At 34.6% G+C, this 21,328-nt stretch carries 19 protein-coding genes; 14 read left to right on the top strand and 5 right to left on the bottom strand.

The genetic code is table 11. The features are described from left to right. Nucleotides 1-672 precede the first annotated feature (672 nt). Both ACE01P_RS12800 and ACE01P_RS12795 read right to left on the bottom strand, forming a co-directional pair. Nucleotides 673-1,677 carry an LLM class flavin-dependent oxidoreductase gene (locus ACE01P_RS12800; RefSeq protein WP_379698319.1) on the bottom strand — a complete coding sequence of 335 codons (1,005 nt, stop codon included), beginning with the start codon at nt 1,675-1,677 and terminating at the stop codon, nt 673-675. A gap of 100 nt (nt 1,678-1,777) precedes the next feature. Further along, nucleotides 1,778-2,986, bottom strand: coding sequence for a polysaccharide deacetylase family protein (locus tag ACE01P_RS12795; protein ID WP_379698316.1), 1,209 nt, complete (start codon nt 2,984-2,986; stop codon nt 1,778-1,780). Nucleotides 2,987-3,154: 168 nt separating this feature from the next. Here ACE01P_RS12795 and ACE01P_RS12790 point away from each other — a divergent pair, with 168 nt between their 5' ends. The 11 genes from ACE01P_RS12790 to ACE01P_RS12740 all read left to right on the top strand — a co-directional run bounded on the left by ACE01P_RS12790 (nt 3,155) and on the right by ACE01P_RS12740 (nt 16,214). Then, on the top strand, nt 3,155-4,498 hold the full coding sequence (locus tag ACE01P_RS12790) for a sigma-54-dependent transcriptional regulator (RefSeq protein WP_379698312.1): 1,344 nt from the start codon (nt 3,155-3,157) through the stop codon (nt 4,496-4,498). Between the two features lie 381 nt (nt 4,499-4,879). Next, nucleotides 4,880-5,161 (top strand): hypothetical protein, encoded by a 282-nt coding sequence (locus tag ACE01P_RS12785; protein WP_343537519.1) that lies wholly within the window; start codon nt 4,880-4,882, stop codon nt 5,159-5,161. A 171-nt stretch (nt 5,162-5,332) separates the two neighbouring features. Continuing rightward, entirely contained in the window at nt 5,333-5,410 is a 78-nt protein-coding gene (gene kdpF, locus ACE01P_RS12780) for a K(+)-transporting ATPase subunit F (RefSeq protein ID WP_073489533.1), read from the top strand. A gap of 84 nt (nt 5,411-5,494) precedes the next feature. Then, nucleotides 5,495-7,213 carry a potassium-transporting ATPase subunit KdpA gene (kdpA, locus tag ACE01P_RS12775; RefSeq protein WP_379698309.1) on the top strand — a complete coding sequence of 573 codons (1,719 nt, stop codon included), beginning with the start codon at nt 5,495-5,497 and terminating at the stop codon, nt 7,211-7,213. 183 nt (nt 7,214-7,396) lie between these two features. Continuing rightward, a complete protein-coding gene (kdpB, locus tag ACE01P_RS12770) occupies nt 7,397-9,454 on the top strand; it encodes a potassium-transporting ATPase subunit KdpB (RefSeq protein WP_379698306.1) in 2,058 nt (685 codons plus the stop codon). A 115-nt stretch (nt 9,455-9,569) separates the two neighbouring features. Further along, on the top strand, nt 9,570-10,121 hold the full coding sequence (locus ACE01P_RS12765; protein WP_379698303.1) for a K(+)-transporting ATPase subunit C: 552 nt from the start codon (nt 9,570-9,572) through the stop codon (nt 10,119-10,121). Between the two features lie 396 nt (nt 10,122-10,517). Next, nucleotides 10,518-11,594 (top strand): porin, encoded by a 1,077-nt coding sequence (locus ACE01P_RS12760; RefSeq protein ID WP_379698300.1) that lies wholly within the window; start codon nt 10,518-10,520, stop codon nt 11,592-11,594. 149 nt (nt 11,595-11,743) lie between these two features. Then, nucleotides 11,744-12,865: a sensor protein KdpD gene (locus ACE01P_RS12755; protein WP_379698298.1), complete on the top strand. Its 1,122-nt coding sequence runs from the start codon at nt 11,744-11,746 to the stop codon at nt 12,863-12,865. A gap of 121 nt (nt 12,866-12,986) precedes the next feature. Beyond that, nucleotides 12,987-14,702, top strand: coding sequence for an ATP-binding protein (locus ACE01P_RS12750; protein WP_379698295.1), 1,716 nt, complete (start codon nt 12,987-12,989; stop codon nt 14,700-14,702). A gap of 152 nt (nt 14,703-14,854) precedes the next feature. Beyond that, a complete protein-coding gene (locus ACE01P_RS12745) occupies nt 14,855-15,616 on the top strand; it encodes a phosphatase PAP2 family protein (protein WP_379698292.1) in 762 nt (253 codons plus the stop codon). 76 nt (nt 15,617-15,692) lie between these two features. After that, nucleotides 15,693-16,214: an exonuclease domain-containing protein gene (locus ACE01P_RS12740; protein ID WP_379698289.1), complete on the top strand. Its 522-nt coding sequence runs from the start codon at nt 15,693-15,695 to the stop codon at nt 16,212-16,214. 76 nt (nt 16,215-16,290) lie between these two features. Here ACE01P_RS12740 and ACE01P_RS12735 read toward each other — a convergent pair whose 3' ends face one another. The 3 genes from ACE01P_RS12735 to ACE01P_RS12725 are packed head-to-tail and all read right to left on the bottom strand — an operon-like array spanning nt 16,291 to nt 18,083. Beyond that, nucleotides 16,291-16,740: a GNAT family N-acetyltransferase gene (locus tag ACE01P_RS12735; RefSeq protein ID WP_379698286.1), complete on the bottom strand. Its 450-nt coding sequence runs from the start codon at nt 16,738-16,740 to the stop codon at nt 16,291-16,293. 12 nt (nt 16,741-16,752) lie between these two features. Continuing rightward, the gene (locus ACE01P_RS12730; RefSeq protein WP_379698283.1) at nt 16,753-17,280 is read right to left on the bottom strand and encodes a hypothetical protein; all 528 of its coding nucleotides are present in this window, start codon (nt 17,278-17,280) and stop codon (nt 16,753-16,755) included. A 29-nt stretch (nt 17,281-17,309) separates the two neighbouring features. Beyond that, the gene (locus ACE01P_RS12725) at nt 17,310-18,083 is read right to left on the bottom strand and encodes an XRE family transcriptional regulator (RefSeq protein WP_379698281.1); all 774 of its coding nucleotides are present in this window, start codon (nt 18,081-18,083) and stop codon (nt 17,310-17,312) included. 98 nt (nt 18,084-18,181) lie between these two features. Here ACE01P_RS12725 and ACE01P_RS12720 point away from each other — a divergent pair, with 98 nt between their 5' ends. From ACE01P_RS12720 to ACE01P_RS12710, 3 genes are read left to right on the top strand one after another with little or no spacing between them, the layout of a single operon-like run. Then, nucleotides 18,182-18,631: a LexA family protein gene (locus ACE01P_RS12720; RefSeq protein WP_379698278.1), complete on the top strand. Its 450-nt coding sequence runs from the start codon at nt 18,182-18,184 to the stop codon at nt 18,629-18,631. A gap of 8 nt (nt 18,632-18,639) precedes the next feature. Then, nucleotides 18,640-19,899, top strand: coding sequence for a Y-family DNA polymerase (locus ACE01P_RS12715; protein ID WP_379698274.1), 1,260 nt, complete (start codon nt 18,640-18,642; stop codon nt 19,897-19,899). 34 nt (nt 19,900-19,933) lie between these two features. Continuing rightward, a complete protein-coding gene (locus ACE01P_RS12710) occupies nt 19,934-21,313 on the top strand; it encodes an exonuclease domain-containing protein (protein WP_379698271.1) in 1,380 nt (459 codons plus the stop codon). Nucleotides 21,314-21,328 lie beyond the last annotated feature (15 nt).

The raw sequence follows: 21,328 nt of genomic DNA, 5'->3' as shown, positions 1-21,328 counted from the left end.
GCGGGGTGCAAATGTAAAAAGCTTTTTCAATTCCCGCAAGCTTTTCCGAATCTTTTTTTCAAAAATTTCTTTCCGTTACGATTCCTACTGCCTGCCTGAATTTCTAAGAGCGTTTTCGCTGTTGCGGGTGCAAAAGTAGAACCTTTTTCCGCTTTTCCAACACTTTTCCCGCCCTTTTTTCATTCTTTTTTAAAACTATTTCTTAACTTACTGGCAACGTCCCCTTTACATTTTCATATTTTTTCGGTTTGCGTGGGATTTTTCTGAAACGATTTCCGTTTTTCCAGTTTTTCGGGGGCTTCATATCTCCGTTTTTATTGGATTTTTAGCCTTTGGTTCCGTTTTTTGATGATTTCTTATGCCTGCCAGAGCTTCTTTTTCCCGAAAATCCTCTTCCGAAGACCGATCCCATAGCCCCGATAGAAGCGGAAATCCTTTTTATGGCGGGGTTCGCCATGAAAAGATTGGAGCGGATAGCGGGAAACAGCTCCTAATTCCTAAAAATCCAATTATTCAAATTACAAAACTCGAAGGGCTTCGCTCGAACGACATTTTTATACTTATACATTATATATGTAAAAACAAACCCGACAGCTTTTGGAAAACTGTCGGGTTGAAATAAAAATTACTCTTATATATAATAGAGAGTAAAAGTTATACTATAATAGTGCATTATTGATTTAAAGCGTCTATTACTTCTTTGGTGATTTCGATGCTTTTTAATTTTGCTTGGTGATCGAAGATTGGACTTGTTACCATTAGCTCGTCGATTCTTGCGTAGTCTATAAACTTTTTCAGATCGGTTACTAGTTGTTCTTTGTTTCCTGTGAAGGTTCCTGCTGTCATTTGGTTGACATGGAAACGTTCTGCTTCATTCATAATATCATCTAATGATGGAACTGGAGGTTGCAGACCTTTGCGGTCGTTTCTAATAAGATTTAGGAACATTTGATATAGACTTGTCGATAATAGCTCTGCTTCTTCATTTGTATCGGCAGCGATTACATTTACACAAGACATTGTTTTTGGTTTATCCAAATACTCTGATGGCTGAAAATTTTCTCTGTAAAACTCAAATGCTTGAATCATCAGCTTTGGTGCAAAGTGACCAGCAAAAGCATAAGGTAATCCATAAGCTGCCGCTAAAGCTGCACTATCCATACTTGAACCTAAAATCCAGATGGGAACATTTAGGCCTTCCGCTGGGAATGCACGAACTTTTCCCGTTGCATTTTCAGACGAAAAATATTCTTGAAGCTTGCTTACGTTTTGTGGGAATCGCTGTGCTTGCTCGAAAAAGTCTTTACGAATTGCTTCGGCAGTTGGCTGATCTGTTCCTGGCGCTCTTCCTAAACCTAAATCAATTCGGTTGGGATAAAGCGTTTCTAAGGTTCCAAATTGTTCGGCTACAACTAAAGGAGAATGATTAGGAAGCATGATTCCGCCAGAACCTACGCGAATATTTTTTGTCTGACTTGCAACGTATCCTATCAAAACTACAGTTGCTGTACTTGCAACGTGTGCCATATTGTGATGTTCTGCAAGCCAAAATCGCTTATATCCTAGAGTATCTGCTAATTGCGCTATATCTTTTGTTTTTTGAAATGTTTCTGTGGCATTACTATCTTGAGTAATGATAGCGAGCTCTAATAATGAGACTGAAATTGGGTTTTTCATATAAATTAAGGCTAAAGTGCAAAATTAAGTCATTTATACGAATGCCTTTTACTTTCTAATGTTAATAGAATTATAATATTTGTAACTACAAATACTACCCCTACAATTGTATCGAAATCTGTTTATGGGTTGTTTTTCCGTCGCTTTTTATTTTCAAATTTTGATTGGATTCGATTTCAAATTTTGATACTGTCTCAATATTCAATGAAATATCATAGTTTCTAAAAGTTTCTGGAATTACTGGAAGCTGGATTGTAACGGTTACTTCTTTATTTTTCTGTTGAAAGTCGATTTTTAGCCTATCTCTTAACCAAATGTATTCGTAAACTTCTTGCCATGGCGCCATCCAGATTGAGTCATTTCCTTTTGCTCCATATTTATTGGCAAGCGTTGTCATATAATATTTGAAATCCGGAAAACGCATACTTAGATTCCACAGGTTTGTGTTTCCTGTTCCGTGGGTGAATTCGTTAAACCAAACGGTATTGGGTTGTTTCACTATCGAATCTAAAGTTTTTAGATAACGATCCGTAGTTTTAAACGTGATTGTATCTTTTGAACTCTGAACAAAAGTTCTAGCAGAAATCATTTTATCTAAATCTACTTTTGAATCCACTTTAAAAACTGGACCGACACCATAATATGATGCTACCGAAAAATGTCCGTTATTAAGTGCGTCTTTTTCATATTCTAAATAATATTTTTCATCGCCTTCTCCACCCGGAACCACAAAATGAGACATTTTGAAATTAAGATTTTGTTTGATTGAAGTTGTATTTCCAGTTACTTCTATCAAATAATTTGTTCCGTGTTTTGTGGCGTGATGAAAACCGTGATTCAAAATATCCCAGCCAGCATTGTACATTTCTTTTACCTCAGCCCATGAAAGATGTCCGCGATTTTCGGGTAAATCACGAATTGAACCTCCATTTATTGCTAATGCTAGTTTAAATGGAATTTTATTTCCCATTCCGTCAGAATAGAAAAGTCCTTCTGAAGTTGTTCCGTCTCCACCTTGATCGATTTTCCATTCGTTAATAGATGATTTGCTTATTTTTCCGCCATTCAATAATGGAAAAGCTGTTAAATAAGCTGAGCGATACCCATCGTCTAACGTAAAACTGTACGCAAAATGTTTATTATATTTTAAAGGAGAAACCTCAACTTTGATTTTATCAGTCGATTTTAATTTTATTTTGAATGATATGGTTTTCGGTTTTAAAGAATCTTTTTCGATAATTCCGTTTGAAAAAACGTTGAAACTGCAAAATATTACAATAACTATTATAAGGAGAATTCGTTTTGACATGATTTTTTAGTGGTTCATTTTCGAACTAAAAGTACATTTCTTTTCGAAACAAATATTTTAAAACTAATTATTAACCTGAAAATAATTTCTGCAGAATCAAAAAAGTGAACCTATTTTAAACCTAAATTTGTACATCGAATACCAAAATTTGATTTAGCATCTCTGCAAATGACACACAAAATTTTAATTATAGACGACGAAGAAAAACTGAGAAGTCTGCTGGTTCGTATTATTAAATCGGAAGGATTTGAAGTTTTTGAAGCGAAAGATTTAAAATCTGGTTTTAAAAAACTGGAGCAAACCGATATTGATGTTGTTTTGTGTGATGTAAAACTTCCTGACGGAAACGGCGTTGATTTTGTTCAAAACATAAAAAGCAGTTTTCCTTTGACAGAAGTTATTTTGTTGACGGCTTTTGGAAATATTCCAGATGGAGTTCAGGCAATGAAAAACGGTGCTTTCGATTATATTGTAAAAGGCGATGATAACGACAAGATTATTCCGCTTCTTTATAAAGCCGTCGAAAAAGTGCATTTACAGAAAAAAGTAAAACAGCTTGAAAAACGAATTGGCGATAAATATTCTTTTAATACGATAATCGGAAAATCAAAAGGAATTGAACAGGTTATTGATCTGGCTCAAAAAGTAGCCAAAACTGATTCGACTGTTTTATTGACAGGCGAAACAGGAACTGGAAAAGAGGTTTTTGCACAAGCGATTCATGAAAATAGCAATCGCGCAGGAAAGTCTTTTGTGGCTTTAAACTGCAGTACTTTCAGCAAAGAAATTTTAGAAAGCGAACTTTTCGGTCATAAACAAGGTGCGTTTACTGGAGCTTTAAAAGATAAAAAAGGTTTTATTGAAGAAGCAAATGGTGGAACTTTATTCTTAGATGAAATTGGAGAAATGCCAATCGATCTTCAGGCGAAATTATTGCGTGTTTTAGAAACTAGTGAATATATTCCAGTTGGAGACACGACTTCTAAAAAATCAAATTTTAGACTAATTGCCGCTACAAACAGAGATTTAAAAGAAGAAAGTGAAGCGCATCGTTTCCGTTCTGATTTGTATTTCCGTTTGAATATTTTCGAAATCAAATTGCCTTCTCTTCGCGAAAGAGCAAAAGATATTCCGTTGTTGGCTAATTTTTATGTGAAACAGTTCTCGGAAAAAACGAATAAAAAAACATTAGAAACCTCAGCTGATTTTATAGAGAAATTAGAAAATTATTCTTGGCCGGGAAATATCCGCGAACTCAAAAATGTTATTGAAAGATCGGTTATTTTGAGCAGTGGCGATACTTTGACTTCTGATGTTCTGCCTTATGAAATGCAGCATCAAACAGAGAAAAACACAAAATCAATGTCGGCTTTTTCGATGCAGAGTATTGAAAAACTGCATATTCAAAAGGTTTTGAATTATACCAAAGGGAATAAGGCTGAAACGGCTAGATTGTTGGAAATTGGAATTGCGACTTTGTATAGAAAGATTGAGGAATACGGAATTCAATGAATAAATTCCAAATTGTTGAAATTCCAAAATCAATATTTAATTTGATGTTGAAAAGCTCCGGAGGAGCGCAATATTTATAGAATAATATATTCCCATCGACAAAAAGCACCAGCGGAGCGACACCCACATTCTAATATGCCGCCCCGCTAGGGCTTTAATAATTATACGTATTGTTTCTATAAATATTTCGCTCCGTTGGAGCTTCCAATATGGAAACAAAAACATATCAAAACGAGAAAAGCTTATCATTTTGATAGGCTTTTTTTATGCCTAATTTTTGTCATAAAACAACAACTTCTTATTTTACAAGACCTTACACTCTACTCTACATTTTCGGAATATATTTTGGCATAAGGAGGAAGAACATAAAAATTCCTTCTCATGAAAAATCAAGTTAATTCTATTTACAAACAAGCTGAACGCTTTGCCGAGATAACTAAAAAAAATATTATCAGCGGTAATATCGTTCGGGCTAAAAAATGTTTAGCGCTTGCTGAACGGTTATTTATTACTGGAAGCATCGAAACTAAAAATGCTATTTCAAACGTGTATGTTTTTTCGGTTTCGTCTTTTATGGAAATGCGCCACTGCAATATTTCGCATCTTTTCCCACAAACGCTTAAAGCAGAATATATCAAGCAGGTTAATGCGTCTGGCGTGTAATGTTTAATCGGTTAACTGTTTAACTGTTTAATCGTTTCGCACAATAATCTAAAATCCAAAATCTTAAATTTAAAATTCCTCCTTATGATCACTTTTCTTTTACTCGGGCTTGCCGTTTTACTGTTTACCATTTGTTTTCTCTCTGTTGAATTCTTTGAAAAAATCTAAATCATGACTGCACTCTTTATTGTTTCAATCGCCGTTTTCGTGTATTTGGTTTATGTATTAATTAAACCTGAAAAATTTTAAATCATGTAAAAAGTCAAAAGTGAAATGTTAGGTGCCTTTCATACAAATAACATCTCACTTTTTACAATCAACAACTCACTCATTATGAATACAGAATTACTAGGTGTCATAGGTATTTTTCTCCTAACTATTGTTTTAGCGATTCCTTTCGGAAAATATATTGCTAAGGTTTTTTTAGGAAACAAAACACTTCTTGACCCGATTTTCAATCCGCTTGAAAAATTTATTTTTAAAATCAGCGGTATCAATCCATCTGAAGAAATGAACTGGAAACAGCATCTAAAAGCGCTTTTAAGCATCAATATGGTTTGGTTCTTTCTCTGCTTTTTTGTCCTGCTTTTTCAAGGCTCTTTACCACTAAATCCAGATAATAATCCGTCTATGTCTCCTGATTTGGCATTTAATACTGCTATTTCATTTGTCGTAAACTGTAACTTACAGCATTATTCTGGTGAAAGCGGAGTTTCGTATTTATCGCAAATGGTATTAATGTTTTTACAATTTGTTTCGGCTGGTGTTGGAATTGCTGCTGCTGTTATGGTTTTTAACGCTATGCGCGAAAGAACAACTGACAAACTAGGGAATTTCTACAACTATTTTGTAAAAAGCTGTACTCGTATTTTATTGCCACTTTCTGCAATCGTAGCTATTGCTTTAGTTTTTAGTGGCACTCCAATGACTTTTGAAGGAAAAGATACTATTACTAATTTACAAGGTGATCACGTTGAAGTTTCTCGAGGACCAGCTGCTGCTTTTATCGCCATTAAACATATTGGTACAAACGGCGGTGGATTCTTCGGAGCTAACTCTGCTCATCCATTAGAAAATCCGACTTATTTTACGAATGCTGTTGAACTTTGGGCACAAATGATTGTTCCATTTGCGATGATTTTTGCGCTTGGTTTCTTCCTTAAAAAACAAAAATTTGCTTACATCATTTTTGGTGTAATGACGGTTGGATTCCTACTCTTGGTAATTCCGACAATGTCAAGCGAAATCAGTGGAAATCCTGCGATCGAAAAAATGGGAATTTCTCAATTAAACGGAGCGATGGAAGGAAAAGAAGTTCGTTTTGGTCCAGCTATTTCAGGTTTCTGGAGTATTGCTACAACGGTAATTTCTACAGGTTCTGTAAATAGTATGCACGATAGTTCAATGCCAGTTTCAGGAGCTATGCAGTTATTGGCTATGATGGTCAATGTATTTTACGGCGGATGCGGTGTTGGTTACCTCAACTTTTACATTTTCATTATTCTGGCTGTTTTCATTTCTGGTTTAATGGTTGGTCGAACTCCTGAGTTTTTCGGAAAGAAAATCGAAGCTCGGGAGGTAAAAATTGCTGCCTTTATTGCTATTCTTCATCCTTTATTGATTTTAGCCGGAACAGCTTTAGCTTCTTATTTTGCTGCTAATGATACTGCAATGGGCTATTGGTTTAGCGGAAACGCAACGGGCTGGCTGAACAATCCAGGAAATCACGGATTCTCTGAAATGTTATACGAATATACTTCGAGCGCGGCCAACAACGGTTCTGGTTTTGAAGGTTTAGGCGATAATAATCCGTTTTGGAATATCACTACAGGAATTGTCTTACTGTTAAGCCGTTTCATTCCGATTATTGGACCTTTGGCAATCGCAGGTTTATTGGCAAATAAAAAATACATTCCAGAAAGCGCAGGGACTTTAAAAACTGATACAACAATTTTCGGAATTATGATTTTTGCTGTAATCGCTATTGTTGCTGCTTTATCTTTCTTTCCAGCGTTGGCATTGGGACCATTGGCAGAATACTTTTCACTTTAATAATGTTAGGCATTTTAACAACATAAAGTAATTAAAAACATAGCCCAAGGTTTCAACTTTGGGGACAAAGATTGAAAATATACGTTGCGTCCCAACGGTTGAAACCGTTGGCTATGTTCTATAAACTATGTGTTTTTGCATCGCATGACATTTAACAAATAACATTTAACTTTTTACAAGAAAATGACAACTAATAAATCCACATCATTGTTTGAAAGCAAACAGGTAAAAGAAGCATTATTGCAGTCCTTTGTGAAGCTGAATCCAAAAATGATGATTAAAAATCCGGTAATGTTTACCGTAGAAATTGGAACTGCAATTATGTTTGCCGTTTGCGTTTCGATCTTAATGGGCGCAACAGATCAGGGCAGTTTTATTTACAATTTAATTGTTTTCCTAATTTTATTCGTGACACTTTTGTTTGCCAATTTTGCCGAAGCTATTGCCGAAGCACGAGGAAAAGCACAAGCCGATAGTTTAAGAAAAACCCGTGAAGAAACTCCTGCAAGACAGATTCTGCCAAATGGAGAAATCAGAAATATCAGTTCTTCACAATTAAAAAAAGACGATATTTTCATTTGTGAAGCAGGCGATTTAATTGCTGCCGACGGAGAAATTATTGAAGGTTTGGCTACAATCGACGAAAGTGCGATTACGGGGGAAAGTGCTCCTGTAATTCGGGAAGCGGGCGGAGACAAATCTTCTGTTACTGGAGGAACAAAAGTCTTATCTGATAAAATCAAAGTAAAAGTAACTTCAGAACCTGGCGAAAGCTTTTTGGATAAAATGATTGCTTTGGTTGAAGGTGCGAGCCGTCAGAAAACGCCAAACGAAATTGCTTTGACTATTTTGTTAGCCGCTTTTACCTTAATCTTCGTGATTGTCTGCGTTACCTTAAAACCTTTTGCTGATTATGCCAACGCTCCTATTACTATTGCTGCTTTTATTGCTTTGTTTGTTTGTTTGATTCCAACGACAATTGGAGGACTACTTTCTGCCATTGGAATTGCGGGAATGGACAGAGCTTTACGTGCCAATGTGATCACAAAATCGGGAAAAGCAGTTGAAACAGCTGGAGATATTGACGTTCTGCTTTTGGATAAAACGGGAACAATCACCATCGGAAACAGAAAAGCAACCAATTTTTACCCAACAAAAGGCATTTCATTCGAAGATTTCGTTAAATCTGCTGTGTTGAGTTCCCTTGCAGATGATACTCCTGAAGGAAAAAGTATTTTAGAATTAAGTGAAATGATCGATGTGAAAAATGAAGCAAAAGCGAGCTTTTTACAAACAACCTCTGATATCTCACACACCATCAAATTTACGGCTGAAACCAGAACTTCGGGTGTGGTTTTAAAAGACGGAACCAATATTCGAAAAGGTGCGCAAGACGCTGCTAAAAAAATCGCAGAACAAGCTGGAAATGCTTTTCCTGAAGATACTTTACAACAAGTTATTTCAATTTCTTCTAACGGAGGAACGCCTTTAGTGGTCATCAAAAACAACGAAATTCAAGGTGTTATCGAATTGCAGGATATCATTAAAACCGGAATGAAAGAACGTTTTGAGCGCTTACGCAGAATGGGAATCAAAACGGTTATGGTTACGGGTGATAATCCGCTTACTGCGAAATTTATTGCTGAAAAAGCTGGAGTTGATGATTTTATTGCTGAAGCGAAGCCTGAGGATAAAATGAATTACATCCGAAAAGAACAAGCTGAAGGTCGTCTCGTTGCCATGATGGGAGACGGAACAAATGATGCTCCTGCCCTTGCCCAAGCCAATGTAGGTGTTGCTATGAACAGCGGAACTCAAGCTGCTAAAGAAGCTGGAAATATGGTCGATCTTGACAATGATCCAACAAAATTAATCGAGATTGTCGAAATTGGAAAACAGCTTTTAATGACTCGCGGAACTTTAACCACTTTCTCAATTGCCAATGACGTTGCCAAATATTTTGCCATTGTTCCTGCACTTTTTATTACTGCGATTCCTGCATTACAAGGTTTAAACATCATGCATTTGCACAGTCCAGAAAGTGCTATTTTATCCGCTGTTATTTTCAATGCGATTATCATTCCGATCTTGATTCCGCTGGCGTTGAGAGGTGTTGAATATCGTCCAATTGGTGCGAGCGCGATTCTAAAACGTAATCTTTTGATTTATGGTTTAGGCGGTTTGATTGTTCCTTTTATTGGAATCAAACTGATCGACGTGATTGTTGCACTATTCATGTAAAATTAAACCCGACAGGTTTGTAAAAACTAAAATAAAAACATCGGTTCTGAATTGCTAGGTTCTGAGAAGAAAAACTTAGAATCTTAGCAACTTAGTCCCTTAGAATCTCAAAAAAATGAAAACAATTTTTTCACTCCTAAAACTTACTGCGGTTACTTTAATCTTATTCGCAGTTATTTATCCTCTTGCGATTTACGGAATCGCACAAATTGCTCCTAATCAAGGAAAAGGAGAAACACTTTCGGTTAACGGAAAAGTCATTGGTTATCAGAAAATCGGACAGAAGTTCGATAAATCGAATTATTTCTGGGGAAGACCTTCGGCAGTTGATTACAATGCTGCGGGAAGTGCTGGAAGCAATAAAGGTCCGAGCAATGCGGAGTATTTAGCTTTGGTTCAAAAGAGAATCGATACTTTCCTTGTAGTTCATCCTTATTTGAAAAAAGCTGAAATTCCAGCTGATATGGTTACTGCTTCAGGAAGTGGTTTAGATCCGAATATTTCTCCTCAAGGCGCTTTAGTTCAAGTAAAACGCGTGGCTAGAGAAAGAAACCTAGCTGAAACTAAAGTAAAAGCTTTGGTGGAATCAAAAATTAATACAGCTGTTGTTGGACCTGAAACTGTGAATGTTTTGGAGTTGAATGTGGCTTTAGATGCGTTGCGTTAAAAGATGCTAAGGTTCTAAGTTGCTAAGATTATAAGTTTTTTTTCTACAAGGTTTTCAAAACCTTGTAGGTATGCCAAAGTGATTTCGTCATTTTTATGTCATTGCGAGGAACGAAGCAATCTCATTTACAAAATCAACCTTAATTGTTAGTGAGATTGCTTCGTTCCTCGCAATGACAAACTAAACTAAAAAAAATACCTAACAACTTTTGGAAACCTGTTAGGATACTAGACGCCTTTTTACCCCAAATGTCCTAGCCCCGATAGTAGTGGAAATCCTTTTGTGCCGGGGTTCGGCACAAAAGATTGAAACGGATAGCGGGAAATAGCTCCTAAAAAATCTACTAAATATTAATTTAATTAATGAGGGCGATTGTTTCGTTCCTCGCAATGACTTATGAAAAAAATAATACTTACCGCTTTAATCGCTTTTGGTTTTAGCAATTTACATGCACAAGAAGAATCTAAAAGTCCGTTTACATTTTCTGGATATGTAGACGTTTATTATAGTTATGATTTCGGGAAACCGGAAAATCATACACGGCCAAACTTTTTTTATAATTATAACCGAAGCAATGAAGTAAATCTAAATTTGGGTTTGGCGAAAGTGAATTATTCGAAAGGAAATGTTCGAGGGAATTTTGCGCTTATGGCAGGAACTTATGCGCAATATAATATGTCAGCTGAACAGGATTTGCTGAAAAACATTTATGAAGCAAATGTTGGTGTGAAGATTTCACAAAAACATGATTTGTGGATTGATGCGGGAATTATGCCAGCGCATATTGGTTTTGAAAGTGCGATTGGAAAAGATTGTGCGAATTTAACTCGAAGCATTCTGGCTGAGAATTCGCCTTATTATGAAGCGGGTGTAAAAATTGGATATACTTCTGATTCTGGAAAATGGTATTTGGCTGCGATGTATTTGAACGGCTGGCAGCGAATTCAGAAAATAGACGGGAATCAAACTCCGGCTTTTGGAACGCAGGTTACATTTAAACCTACAGACAAAGTGGTTTTGAATTGGAGTACCTACGCAGGAAACGAACAACCTGATATTGATAAAAAATGGCGTTACTTTAATAATTTCTACGGACAATTTAAAGTAACAGAAAAAACAAATCTAACGGCTGGTTTTGATATTGGTTCACAACAATCGGCTAAAAATAGTAATAAGTATGATACGTGGTTTTCGCCTGTTTTGATTCTGCAATATAAGCCAACAGATAAAATTCAGCTGGCGGCACGAGGTGAATATTACAGTGATGAAAAAGGTGTAATTATCGCGACAGAAACACCAAACGGATTCAAAACTTACGGATTTTCAGCTAACTTTGATTACTTAATTACTGATAATGTTATGTTTAGGATTGAAGCGAGAAATCTGTCAAGCAAAGATGAAATTTTCACCAAAAACAATCTGCCAACAGATGCGAATACTTTTGTAACATCTGCTTTGGCGATTAGTTTCTAAAAAATTATTTCACGCAGATTTTACAGATTAAGGCAGATTAAATTGGATTTTTATTTAAATAATCTGCGAATATCTGCTTAAATCTTTATAAATCTGCGTGAAACAAAAAAACTTAGTGTCTTAGAGCCTTAGTGGCAAAAACCCTAAAAATGGAAAACGAAAATAACGCACAGCACTTTCTGGATTTGATTCAGAAATCTCGGAAAGGGAAATTTAAAATCTACATTGGGATGAGCGCTGGTGTGGGCAAGACTTTCCGTATGCTTCAGGAAGCGCATTCGTTATTGAAAAACGGAATCGATGTAAAAATCGGCTACATCGAAACGCATATGCGAAAGGAAACGCATGAGTTATTGTCTGGTCTGCCGGTTATTCCGAGGCGGACAATTTTTTATAAAGGAAAAGAACTCGAAGAACTCGATGTTCAGGCTATCATCAACCTTAGACCAGAAGTGGTTATCGTTGATGAATTGGCGCATACAAATGTGGAAGGAAGCAAAAACGAAAAACGCTGGCAAGATGTTTTGGAGATTCTAGAAGCTGGAATTAATGTGATTTCGGCAGTCAATATTCAGCATATTGAGAGTTTAAATGAAGATGTAAAACGTATTACAAACATTGATGTTCAGGAAAGAATTCCAGATAATGTTTTGCGTCTGGCCGATGAAGTGGTGAATATCGATTTGACTTCCGAAGATTTGATTGCTCGTTTGAAAGAAGGAAAAATTTATACGCCAGATAAAATTCAGATGGCTTTACAGAACTTTTTCAAATCGGAACAAATTCTCCAGTTGCGTGAATTGGCTTTGAAAGAAGTGGCAAGTCAAGTCGTACGAAAAGTAGAAAATGAAGTTCCGAATCTGCATGCTTTGCGTCATGAAAAATTGTTGGCTTGCATTAGCAGTAATGAAAAAACGGCTAAAATCGTAATTCGGAAAGCAGCTCGTTTGGCAAGTTATTATAACGGAATCTGGTATGTTTTGTATGTCGAAACACCACAAGAAAGCAGTACACGAATTGCGCTTGACAAACAAAGACATTTAATTAATAACTTTAAGCTCGCTGTGCAATTGGGAGCCGAAGTTATTAAATTAGAAAATTCGAATATTGCCAATGCAATTTTGACAACCGTAGAAGAAAAACAAATTACAACTGTCTGCATTGGGAAACCGCATTTGAATTTATTTAAAGTAATTTTGTCTACAACAATTTTCAGGCGCTTGTTGAATAAATTGTCATTGTCAAATGTCGACCTTGTTATACTGTCTTGATTTTTTGAACCATATAAGTTCATATAAGAAATATAAGCAGATTCTTTAAACACAAAAAAAATTTAAGCTCATTTAATTAAATGAACTTATATCACTTATATGGTGAAAAAAAATGTTTTCTATGAGAATTAAAACCAAATTGAATCTGGGTGTTGGATTATTATTTTTAATGATCATCATTCTCTCGTTAGTGAGTGCTTATTCTGTTTTTTTGATTAAGCAGGACACAGAGAATATTCTGAAATCGAATTACAACACACTGGAATATTCGCGAAATATGATTTTTGCTTTGGACGGAATGAAATTGGATTCGAAGAAAACGATTTTGAATTTTGAGGAAAATCTCGAAAAGCAAACCCGAAATATTACAGAACCAGGAGAAAAACAAGCGACCGAAAAACTGAAAGAAAGCTTTGCTCTTTTATCTAAAAATACTGCTGATGAAACTGTAAAAGCACAAATTCGTCAGGATATTTTTGCGATCATGAAATTGAACCTCGACGCCATAAAACAGAAAAGTGATATTGCTAAAAAATCAGCTGAAACGGCTAATTTGTCGATTGCGATTGTAGGGACTTTGTGTTTTTTAATTGCTTTTAATTTGTTGGTTAATCTTCCGAATAATATTGCGAATCCGATTAAAGAATTGACGCTGAGTATTAAGGAAATTGCCAATAAAAATTATTCGGAACGCGTTCATTTTACAAGTCATAGTGAATTTGGAGATCTTGCCAAGTCGTTTAATACCATGGCGCAAAAACTGGAGGAATATCATGACAGCAATGTTTATAAACTTCTTTTTGAGAAAAAACGATTGGAAACATTGATCAATAATATGAACGATCCGATTATTGGTTTGGATAACGAGGGAATTATTTTGTTTGTGAATGATGAAGCGCTGAAAATTATTGGTTTGAAATCGGAAGATATTATTGGGAAACAGGCATCTGAATTAGCAATTTCGAATGATTTAATTCGTTCTTTAATTCTGAAAGAAAATGAAACTCCGAAAAAACAGCCTCTCAAAATTTTTGCTCACGGAAAAGAAAGTTACTTCGAAAAGGAAATCCACAATATCACGATAACACCAACAGGCGAAGAAAAAGAAATCAATATTGGAGATGTAATTATTCTGCGAAATATTACACTTTTTAAAGAATTGGATTTTGCTAAAACCAATTTTATTGCAACCGTTTCACACGAATTAAAAACTCCGATTGCGTCTATAAAATTGAGTCTTCAATTGCTTGAAAATACCAAAACGGGCGATATGAACGACGACCAGAAACAATTGGTTGAAAGTATTAAAGATGATAGTCAGCGTTTGTTGAAAATCACAGGGGAATTGTTGAATCTATCACAATTGGAAACTGGAAATATTCAGCTGAATATCGGCAAAAGCAATCCGCATGAAATTGTACAATATGCCGTAGAAGCTGTAAAAGTTCAAGCAGATCAAAAACAAATTCAGTTAATTGTGGATGCTGATGAAAATCTCAAAAACGTAAAAGCCGATGCTGAAAAAACAGGCTGGGTTTTGATTAATTATTTATCAAATGCGATCAGATATTCATCTGAAAAAAGTACGATTCTCATTAAATTAAAAGAAGAAAATAACCAGATGGTTTTTCAGGTTATTGATACTGGAAAAGGAATCGAACCGAGATACAAAGACAAAGTTTTCGATAAATATTTCCAAATTCCGGGAAGTCAGAAATCAGGAACTGGATTGGGTTTAGCGATCAGCAAAGAATTTATTGAAGCGCAAAACGGAAATGTGGGCGTAGAAAGTAATTTAGGATTGGGAAGTACGTTTTGGTTTACTTTAAAAGTTTAAATAAATAAAACAATTCTTATAAAAATTTAAAAAAATATAATATCTTTATAATTGAATTTTATCCTTAATTAATATTCACTTAAGGTTCAATTAAGTACAAAATACTAGGTTCAAAACATTCGTTAATTTGTAAAATATAACAGCCCAAAAAAATGTTCTACAAAGCGATTTTCCTCCTATTTTTATTTGGATTCTTTTCTGCCAACGCGCAGCAAAATGATTCTATTGCAAAAATTGACAGTACGTCAAATCATTTGAAATTCAATTACAAACAACTAATAATCCCAACGGTATTGATTGGTTATGGAGTAATTGGCTTAGAAAGTGATCAGCTTTTGAGTTTTAACTCGCAAATCAGAGCAGAAGTTAAAGAAGATATTGACGAGAAAATTACAATTGATGACTTCTCACAATACGCACCCGCTGCCTCTGTTTACGCTCTGAATGCCTTTGGCGTAGAGGGGAAAAATAATCTGCGCGATCGTTCGGTCATATTTGCAACTTCGTATATTATTATGGCAACAACGGTTTTGAGTTTAAAATCGATTGTACATGAGGAAAGACCTGACGGAAGTTCGAATAACTCCTTTCCTTCTGGACATACTGCAACTGCTTTTGCTGGAGCCGAATTTTTATATCAAGAATACAAAGACAAATCGATTTGGTACGGAATTGCAGGATACGCTGTTGCAACTGGAACCGGACTTTTTAGAATTTACAATAATCGCCATTGGCTGACCGATGTTGCTGCTGGAGCTGGAATTGGGATTTTGAGCACGAAAGTTGCTTATTGGATTAATCCGTATATCACTAAAAAGCTTTTTAAATCATCTGCCGAAAATAAATCGACTTCTATGATTATGCCTTTTTATAATGGCCAACAATATGGTTTGGGATTTGCGAAGGTTTTTTAAATTATAATTTGTCTTAAAATACGATTATTTCTTTATTTAATGTTTTAAGTTTGTTAGAAAACAAATCAAAAATTAAATGAGTTATATAGTTGTAGATATCGAATCAGACGGGCCGATTCCAGGAGATTATTCTATGATCTCTTTTGGTGCTGTCATTGTAAATGACAAATTAGACAAAACATTTTACGGACAACTGAAGCCTATTTCCAATCAATTCGATCCGCAAGCTTTAGCAATTTCAGGTTTCGACAGAGAAACAACTTTAGAGTTTGATGATCCTAAAACCGTAATGCTAAATTTCGAAGAATGGATAAAAGAGAATTCAAAAGGAAGACCAATATTTATCAGTGATAACAATGGTTTTGATTGGATGTTTATCTGTTGGTATTTTCATCATTTTTTAAATAGAAATCCTTTTGGATATTCATCAAGAAGAATAGGCGATTTATACTGCGGTTTAGTAAATGATACTTTTGCCCAATGGAAACATCTTCGAAAAACAGAGCATACACATAATCCTGTTGACGATGCCATGGGAAATGCTGAGGTATTATTGCATATGAAAAATGAAATGCAATTAAAAATTGATTTAAAATAAAATTTAATTAAAAAAACTTTTTCGCCACGAATTCACGGATTTTATTTAAAATAATTCGTGAATTCGTGGCGAAAAATTATAGTTTCATTTCCATAATCGGCATAAATCTATTTTTGATGGAAGTTTCAAATTCTCCGATTTTTGTAAATCCGATTTTTTGATAAAATTGTTCGGCGTTAGGTTCTGAATCTAAAATGATTTTTTTGAATTTTTCGTTTCTCATTCTTTCCAAAAAATCATTCATTAAAAACAAACCAAATCCTTTTCCGATATATTCAGGCAAAATAAATAAGTTGTCCAATTTCACTTGATTATCTTCTTCTTTTAAATAAGAATAATAACCAATGATTTGATTTTCATCAATTAAATTAAAAACAGGATTTCTTTCGATATAATCTGCAGTTACGGTTAGATTATTACTCCATTTCTCCATTTGTTCTTCAGAATATCCCCAATAGGCTTTTGACTTTTTGGTGATTTCCGTTAAACGGATATGATCTTCGGTTTTAGCCTTTTGGATATTCATTAAAGTTCTCTGTTAAAGTAGTTTTCTATTTTCGGCAATTGCTTTTTCGTATTCGATTGAATCCATTTTCTGTAAATTATCAATCAAATAATCTATTTGCGCTAAGCCAATTTCTTTATATTTTTTTATATCCTCTTCGCTTAACTTGATTTCTCTTTGGACATCAGCTATTCCGCCTAAAAAGCACCAAAGAAAGTATTCTTCATTAAATACTCGAAATATAAAATTCCAATCTTCGAAATACAAAATTTGTCCTTCGACATTCATAAAGTTTAAATAATTTTCAGCGTATTCAAAACCTTTAAAAATGTTGCTTTTAATTCTGATACTGACAAAATTCTTTTTGCTGATTATTTCATTAATCTCCTCAACAGTTTTGTCATCAACACGATATGAAAACCGAAGCTCATCAAGGAATTCTTCATCACTAATAAAACCAATAACTCTTAGAAACTTATCAAATCGTTTATCCCACTCTGCAAGTGTTAATTCTGTTCTTGTTATAAAACTTACTGTACCTGTATGAACAATAAATATCATTAATTCTTAATTTAATTTTTTTAATGAATTTAAGCATTCGAAGTATTATTCTTAATCTCTCGAACTTCACGTTTCAATTCCAAAAGCAAATCTTTCATTGCTCCAGTCTCTGTCATTTCTTGTTTTTTATCCGAGCGTCCGATGTTGCATTCGTATTCCCAAATCTCCAAAATATCAGAAGCTTTCACTTCATAATTCGGGTAAAAACTATTGTCTGATTCTAAAACCAAAGAGTTCTTTTTGTTTTTATTGAGACGCTTATAAACCATTCCCTCATTTTTAGTAATCAGAATATAAGTTTTTCCATCCATGACCTCTCCTAGCTTTTCTACATAACGACCAATAATAATAGAACCGTCTTCGTGAGGAGGCATTGAATCGCCCTCAACGGGAAATCCGCGATGTTTTCCAGGTCCTAAAAACGGAAGTGTAATCTGCTGTAAACTTTCAATATATTCTGGATCAGCATAGCCGTTTAGATAACCTGCTTTTGCTTTTTGAGATACAATTTCAATAAAATTTTCTCCAAAACTATCCACTTGAATAGGCAAAATAAGTCGGTTGCCTTCCAGTTTTATCAAATTTTGCACATCAATTTTACGTATATCGACAGATAATATCAAATCGATACTCATATGAAAATACAAGGCAATCTTCTTCAAGATATCATACGGAGCTTCTGAAGTTCCATCTTCATATTTTACGTATCTGCCTCTGGTAATGCTAAGGTTTTCAGCTAATTTCTCTTGAGATATTTTATGCTTAACCCTTAATGCTCGGATGTTGTCTGAAAATAAGGACATAATTAATTTGTTATAATTTGGAACAGCAAATATACGAAAAAATGTTACCACCTGTACTAATTTTGTAATATGAAAAAATACTCTTTTTTGAAGTGATCATGAAATTGAAAAATATAAATACCACAAAATCAATAGAATTCTATATTCCCGATATAAGTTCGGAAATAAAACTGCCTTTTTTTGATGTGGGTATCAGTGCTGGTTTTCCTTCGCCTGCTGATGATTTTATAGAATTAACGATTGATCTCAACAAAGAATTCGTCAAACATAAATACACGACTTATTTTGCTAGAGTAAAAGGACATTCTATGAAAAACGTTGGCATCAATGACGGTGATTTATTAATTATTGATAAAAGCTTGGAGCCTCAAAACAATAAAATTGCTGTTTGTCAAATCGATGGCGAATTTACTGTAAAACGCATCAGAATAGAAAAAGACATTATTTGGCTTATTGCCGAAAATGAAGATTATCAGCCTATAAAAGTAACTCCAGAAAATAATTTTGTGATTTGGGGAATTGTAATTCATTGTATTAAATCTTTTTAAGTTTAGAAATGTTTGCTTTAGTCGATTGTAACAATTTTTATGCTTCTTGCCAAAGAGTATTTGAACCGCATTTAAGAGGAAAACCTATTGTAATTCTCTCTAATAATGATGGTTGTGTTATTTCGCGTTCTGATGAAGCTAAAGCTCTAGGAATACCTATGGCTATTCCGGCTTTTAAATATGAAGCTATTTTTAAAGAAAAAAATATTTTTGTTTATTCTTCTAATTATCCGCTTTATGGCGATATGAGTAATCGGGTTATGAATCTGCTTCGAACTTATACTCCAGAAATTGAAATATACAGTATTGATGAAGCTTTCCTAAAATTTTCAGGTTACGATTTATTTGACCTAAATATATTGGGTTTAAAAATGCGAAAAGAAGTAACACAAGGAACGGGAATTCCTGTTAGTGTAGGTTTTGCACCCACCAAAGCTTTGGCAAAAATGGCAAATAAAATTGCTCGAAAATTTGCCGATCGCACACAGAACGTTTATTGTATTGATTCTGAAGAAAAAAGAGTTAAAGCTTTAAAATGGACTAAAATTGAAGATGTTTGGGGAATTGGAAGAAAACATGCCAAACGACTTAAAGCTAAAAAAATCAATACGGCTTATGAATTTACTCAACTTCCAGATGCTTGGGTAAGAAAAGAAATGTCTGTAGTCGGACTTCGATTAAAGCATGAATTAGAAGGAAAACCAACTTTAGAATTAGAAGAAGCGGCAGATCGAAAAATGATTGCGACTACAAGATCTTTCGAAAAAAGATATACTACTTATGAAGAAATATCAGAACGAATTAGCACGTTTACAGCTTCTTGCGCCGAAAAATTAAGACGTCAAAATTGTCATTGCAATATGGTAACGGTTTTTATTCAAACTGATTTCTTGGGCGACGAAAATTCTAAATATTCAAGAAGCATTACGATTACAACTGATTTTCCAACTAACTCAACCATAGAACTTAATGCTGCTGCACAGAAAGGATTTAAAACTATTTTCAAAGAAGGATATCGTTATAAAAAAGCTGGTGTAATTGTAATGGGACTAACGCCAAACAGTGAAACACAACTGAATTTATTCGAAACTTCAAATCCAAAACATCAGCCATTAATGAGTGTGATAGATAAAATGAACCAAAATTACGGGAACAATAAAATTAAATTCGGAGTGCAATCTTTAGGAAGACAATGGAAAATGAAGCAAAACAGATTATCTCCAAAATTTTCCACATCTCTTAAAGATGTTATTACGGTTAAAGCTTAAACAACAGAAAAAGAACATTTTACGTTATATACAAATGAAGAAGCAAGAATATGCCATAGTCGATATTGAAACCACAGGCGGTAACGCCAGTGGAAGCCGTATTACAGAAATTGCCATTATTATTCATGACGGTACAGATGTGTTGGATCGTTACGAAACACTTGTAAATCCCGAACAGGATATTCCTCCTTCTATTTTTGGATTGACAGGAATTAATAATGAAATGGTAGCCAATGCGCCAATCTTCGATGATATTTCAGAAAAAGTTTTAGAAATGCTAACGGATAGAATTTTTGTTGCGCACAATGTCAACTTTGATTATTCGTTCGTTCATCATCAATTGGAGCAGGCTGGTTTTAAATGGTCTGCGAGAAAACTTTGTACCGTTCGTGCTGCGAGAAAAATCAAACCCGGATTAGGTTCTTATAGTTTAGGAAATCTGTGCAATTCTTTAAATATTTCTTTAGAAAATCGACACCGCGCTGGTGGAGATGCCGATGCAACTGCTCTATTATTTTCTCTTTTATTAGAATGGGACGATGCTGGAGAAATAGATAAAATGATCAAGAAAACATCAGAAGATCAGCGATTGCCGCCAAATCTTCCTGCAGCCGATTTTAATAATTTACCCGCTAAACCTGGAATTTATTATTTCTACAATCAGCAGAAAAAAGTAATTTATGTTGGAAAAGCTATCAATTTAAAAAAGCGAGTTACATCGCACTTTACAGGAAATAATATTAATCCTCAAAGGCAACATTTTTTAAGAGATATTCACGGAATTTCTTTCGAAATCTGTGCGACCGAACTTATGGCGCTTCTTTTAGAATGTACCGAAATCAAAAAACTTTGGCCGGCTTACAATAGAACTTTAAAACGTTTTGAAGCTAAATTTGGCATTTACCAATACGAAGCTCGAAACGGTTATAAATATCTGGCAATCGGAAAAATGAGCAAATTCCAAACTTGTATTCACGAATTCAACAACCAACATACTGGCATTCATTTATTGCGAAATCTTGCAGAACAATTTGAAATCGATCATCGTTTCTGTAAATATTCAAGACCTGAGGAAGGCGAATTTTTCTATAATAATGAAATAAAAGAATTGCCAGATCCGATACTTCACAACAGACAAGTCGATAATGCAATTGATTTTTTATTAAACAACAGACCAAGTTTTGCCATTATAGACAAAGGAAGATCATCAGATGAAAGAAGCTGTATCTGGATTGAAAATGGTCATTTTTATGGAATGGGCTACATTCCGAGAGATATTGCGATCAACGATTCTGATGAGGTTAAAAATTATGTCACGCCATATAAAAGCAATCAATATATAGAACAGTTAATTTTTGCTTACGCAGAAAAACATCCAAAAAAAATATTCTTTAATAAACTTTTCGTTTCCTAAACCGAATACAAATAA

The sequence above is a fragment of the Flavobacterium sp. HJSW_4 genome, from assembly GCF_042436695.1.
In the GTDB taxonomy this organism is placed as follows: Bacteria; Bacteroidota; Bacteroidia; order Flavobacteriales; family Flavobacteriaceae; genus Flavobacterium.
This window is presented reverse-complemented; position numbering and strand designations above follow the sequence as displayed.

Bases quoted from the DNA above. Each gene is read 5' to 3' on its own strand.
- ACE01P_RS12720 (WP_379698278.1), top strand. From the start codon at position 18,182: ATGAAATTGAAAAATATAAATACCACAAAATCAATAGAATTCTATATT.
- ACE01P_RS12755 (WP_379698298.1), top strand. From the start codon at position 11,744: ATGGAAAACGAAAATAACGCACAGCACTTTCTGGATTTGATTCAGAAA.
- ACE01P_RS12725 (WP_379698281.1), bottom strand. From the start codon at position 18,083: ATGTCCTTATTTTCAGACAACATCCGAGCATTAAGGGTTAAGCATAAA.
- ACE01P_RS12740 (WP_379698289.1), top strand. From the start codon at position 15,693: ATGAGTTATATAGTTGTAGATATCGAATCAGACGGGCCGATTCCAGGA.
- ACE01P_RS12710 (WP_379698271.1), top strand. From the start codon at position 19,934: ATGAAGAAGCAAGAATATGCCATAGTCGATATTGAAACCACAGGCGGT.
- ACE01P_RS12760 (WP_379698300.1), top strand. From the start codon at position 10,518: ATGAAAAAAATAATACTTACCGCTTTAATCGCTTTTGGTTTTAGCAAT.
- ACE01P_RS12730 (WP_379698283.1), bottom strand. From the start codon at position 17,280: ATGATATTTATTGTTCATACAGGTACAGTAAGTTTTATAACAAGAACA.
- kdpB (WP_379698306.1), top strand. From the start codon at position 7,397: ATGACAACTAATAAATCCACATCATTGTTTGAAAGCAAACAGGTAAAA.
- ACE01P_RS12790 (WP_379698312.1), top strand. From the start codon at position 3,155: ATGACACACAAAATTTTAATTATAGACGACGAAGAAAAACTGAGAAGT.
- ACE01P_RS12735 (WP_379698286.1), bottom strand. From the start codon at position 16,740: ATGAATATCCAAAAGGCTAAAACCGAAGATCATATCCGTTTAACGGAA.
- kdpA (WP_379698309.1), top strand. From the start codon at position 5,495: ATGAATACAGAATTACTAGGTGTCATAGGTATTTTTCTCCTAACTATT.
- ACE01P_RS12795 (WP_379698316.1), bottom strand. From the start codon at position 2,986: ATGTCAAAACGAATTCTCCTTATAATAGTTATTGTAATATTTTGCAGT.
- ACE01P_RS12765 (WP_379698303.1), top strand. From the start codon at position 9,570: ATGAAAACAATTTTTTCACTCCTAAAACTTACTGCGGTTACTTTAATC.
- ACE01P_RS12715 (WP_379698274.1), top strand. From the start codon at position 18,640: ATGTTTGCTTTAGTCGATTGTAACAATTTTTATGCTTCTTGCCAAAGA.
- ACE01P_RS12785 (WP_343537519.1), top strand. From the start codon at position 4,880: ATGAAAAATCAAGTTAATTCTATTTACAAACAAGCTGAACGCTTTGCC.
- ACE01P_RS12750 (WP_379698295.1), top strand. From the start codon at position 12,987: ATGAGAATTAAAACCAAATTGAATCTGGGTGTTGGATTATTATTTTTA.
- kdpF (WP_073489533.1), top strand. From the start codon at position 5,333: ATGACTGCACTCTTTATTGTTTCAATCGCCGTTTTCGTGTATTTGGTT.
- ACE01P_RS12745 (WP_379698292.1), top strand. From the start codon at position 14,855: ATGTTCTACAAAGCGATTTTCCTCCTATTTTTATTTGGATTCTTTTCT.
- ACE01P_RS12800 (WP_379698319.1), bottom strand. From the start codon at position 1,677: ATGAAAAACCCAATTTCAGTCTCATTATTAGAGCTCGCTATCATTACT.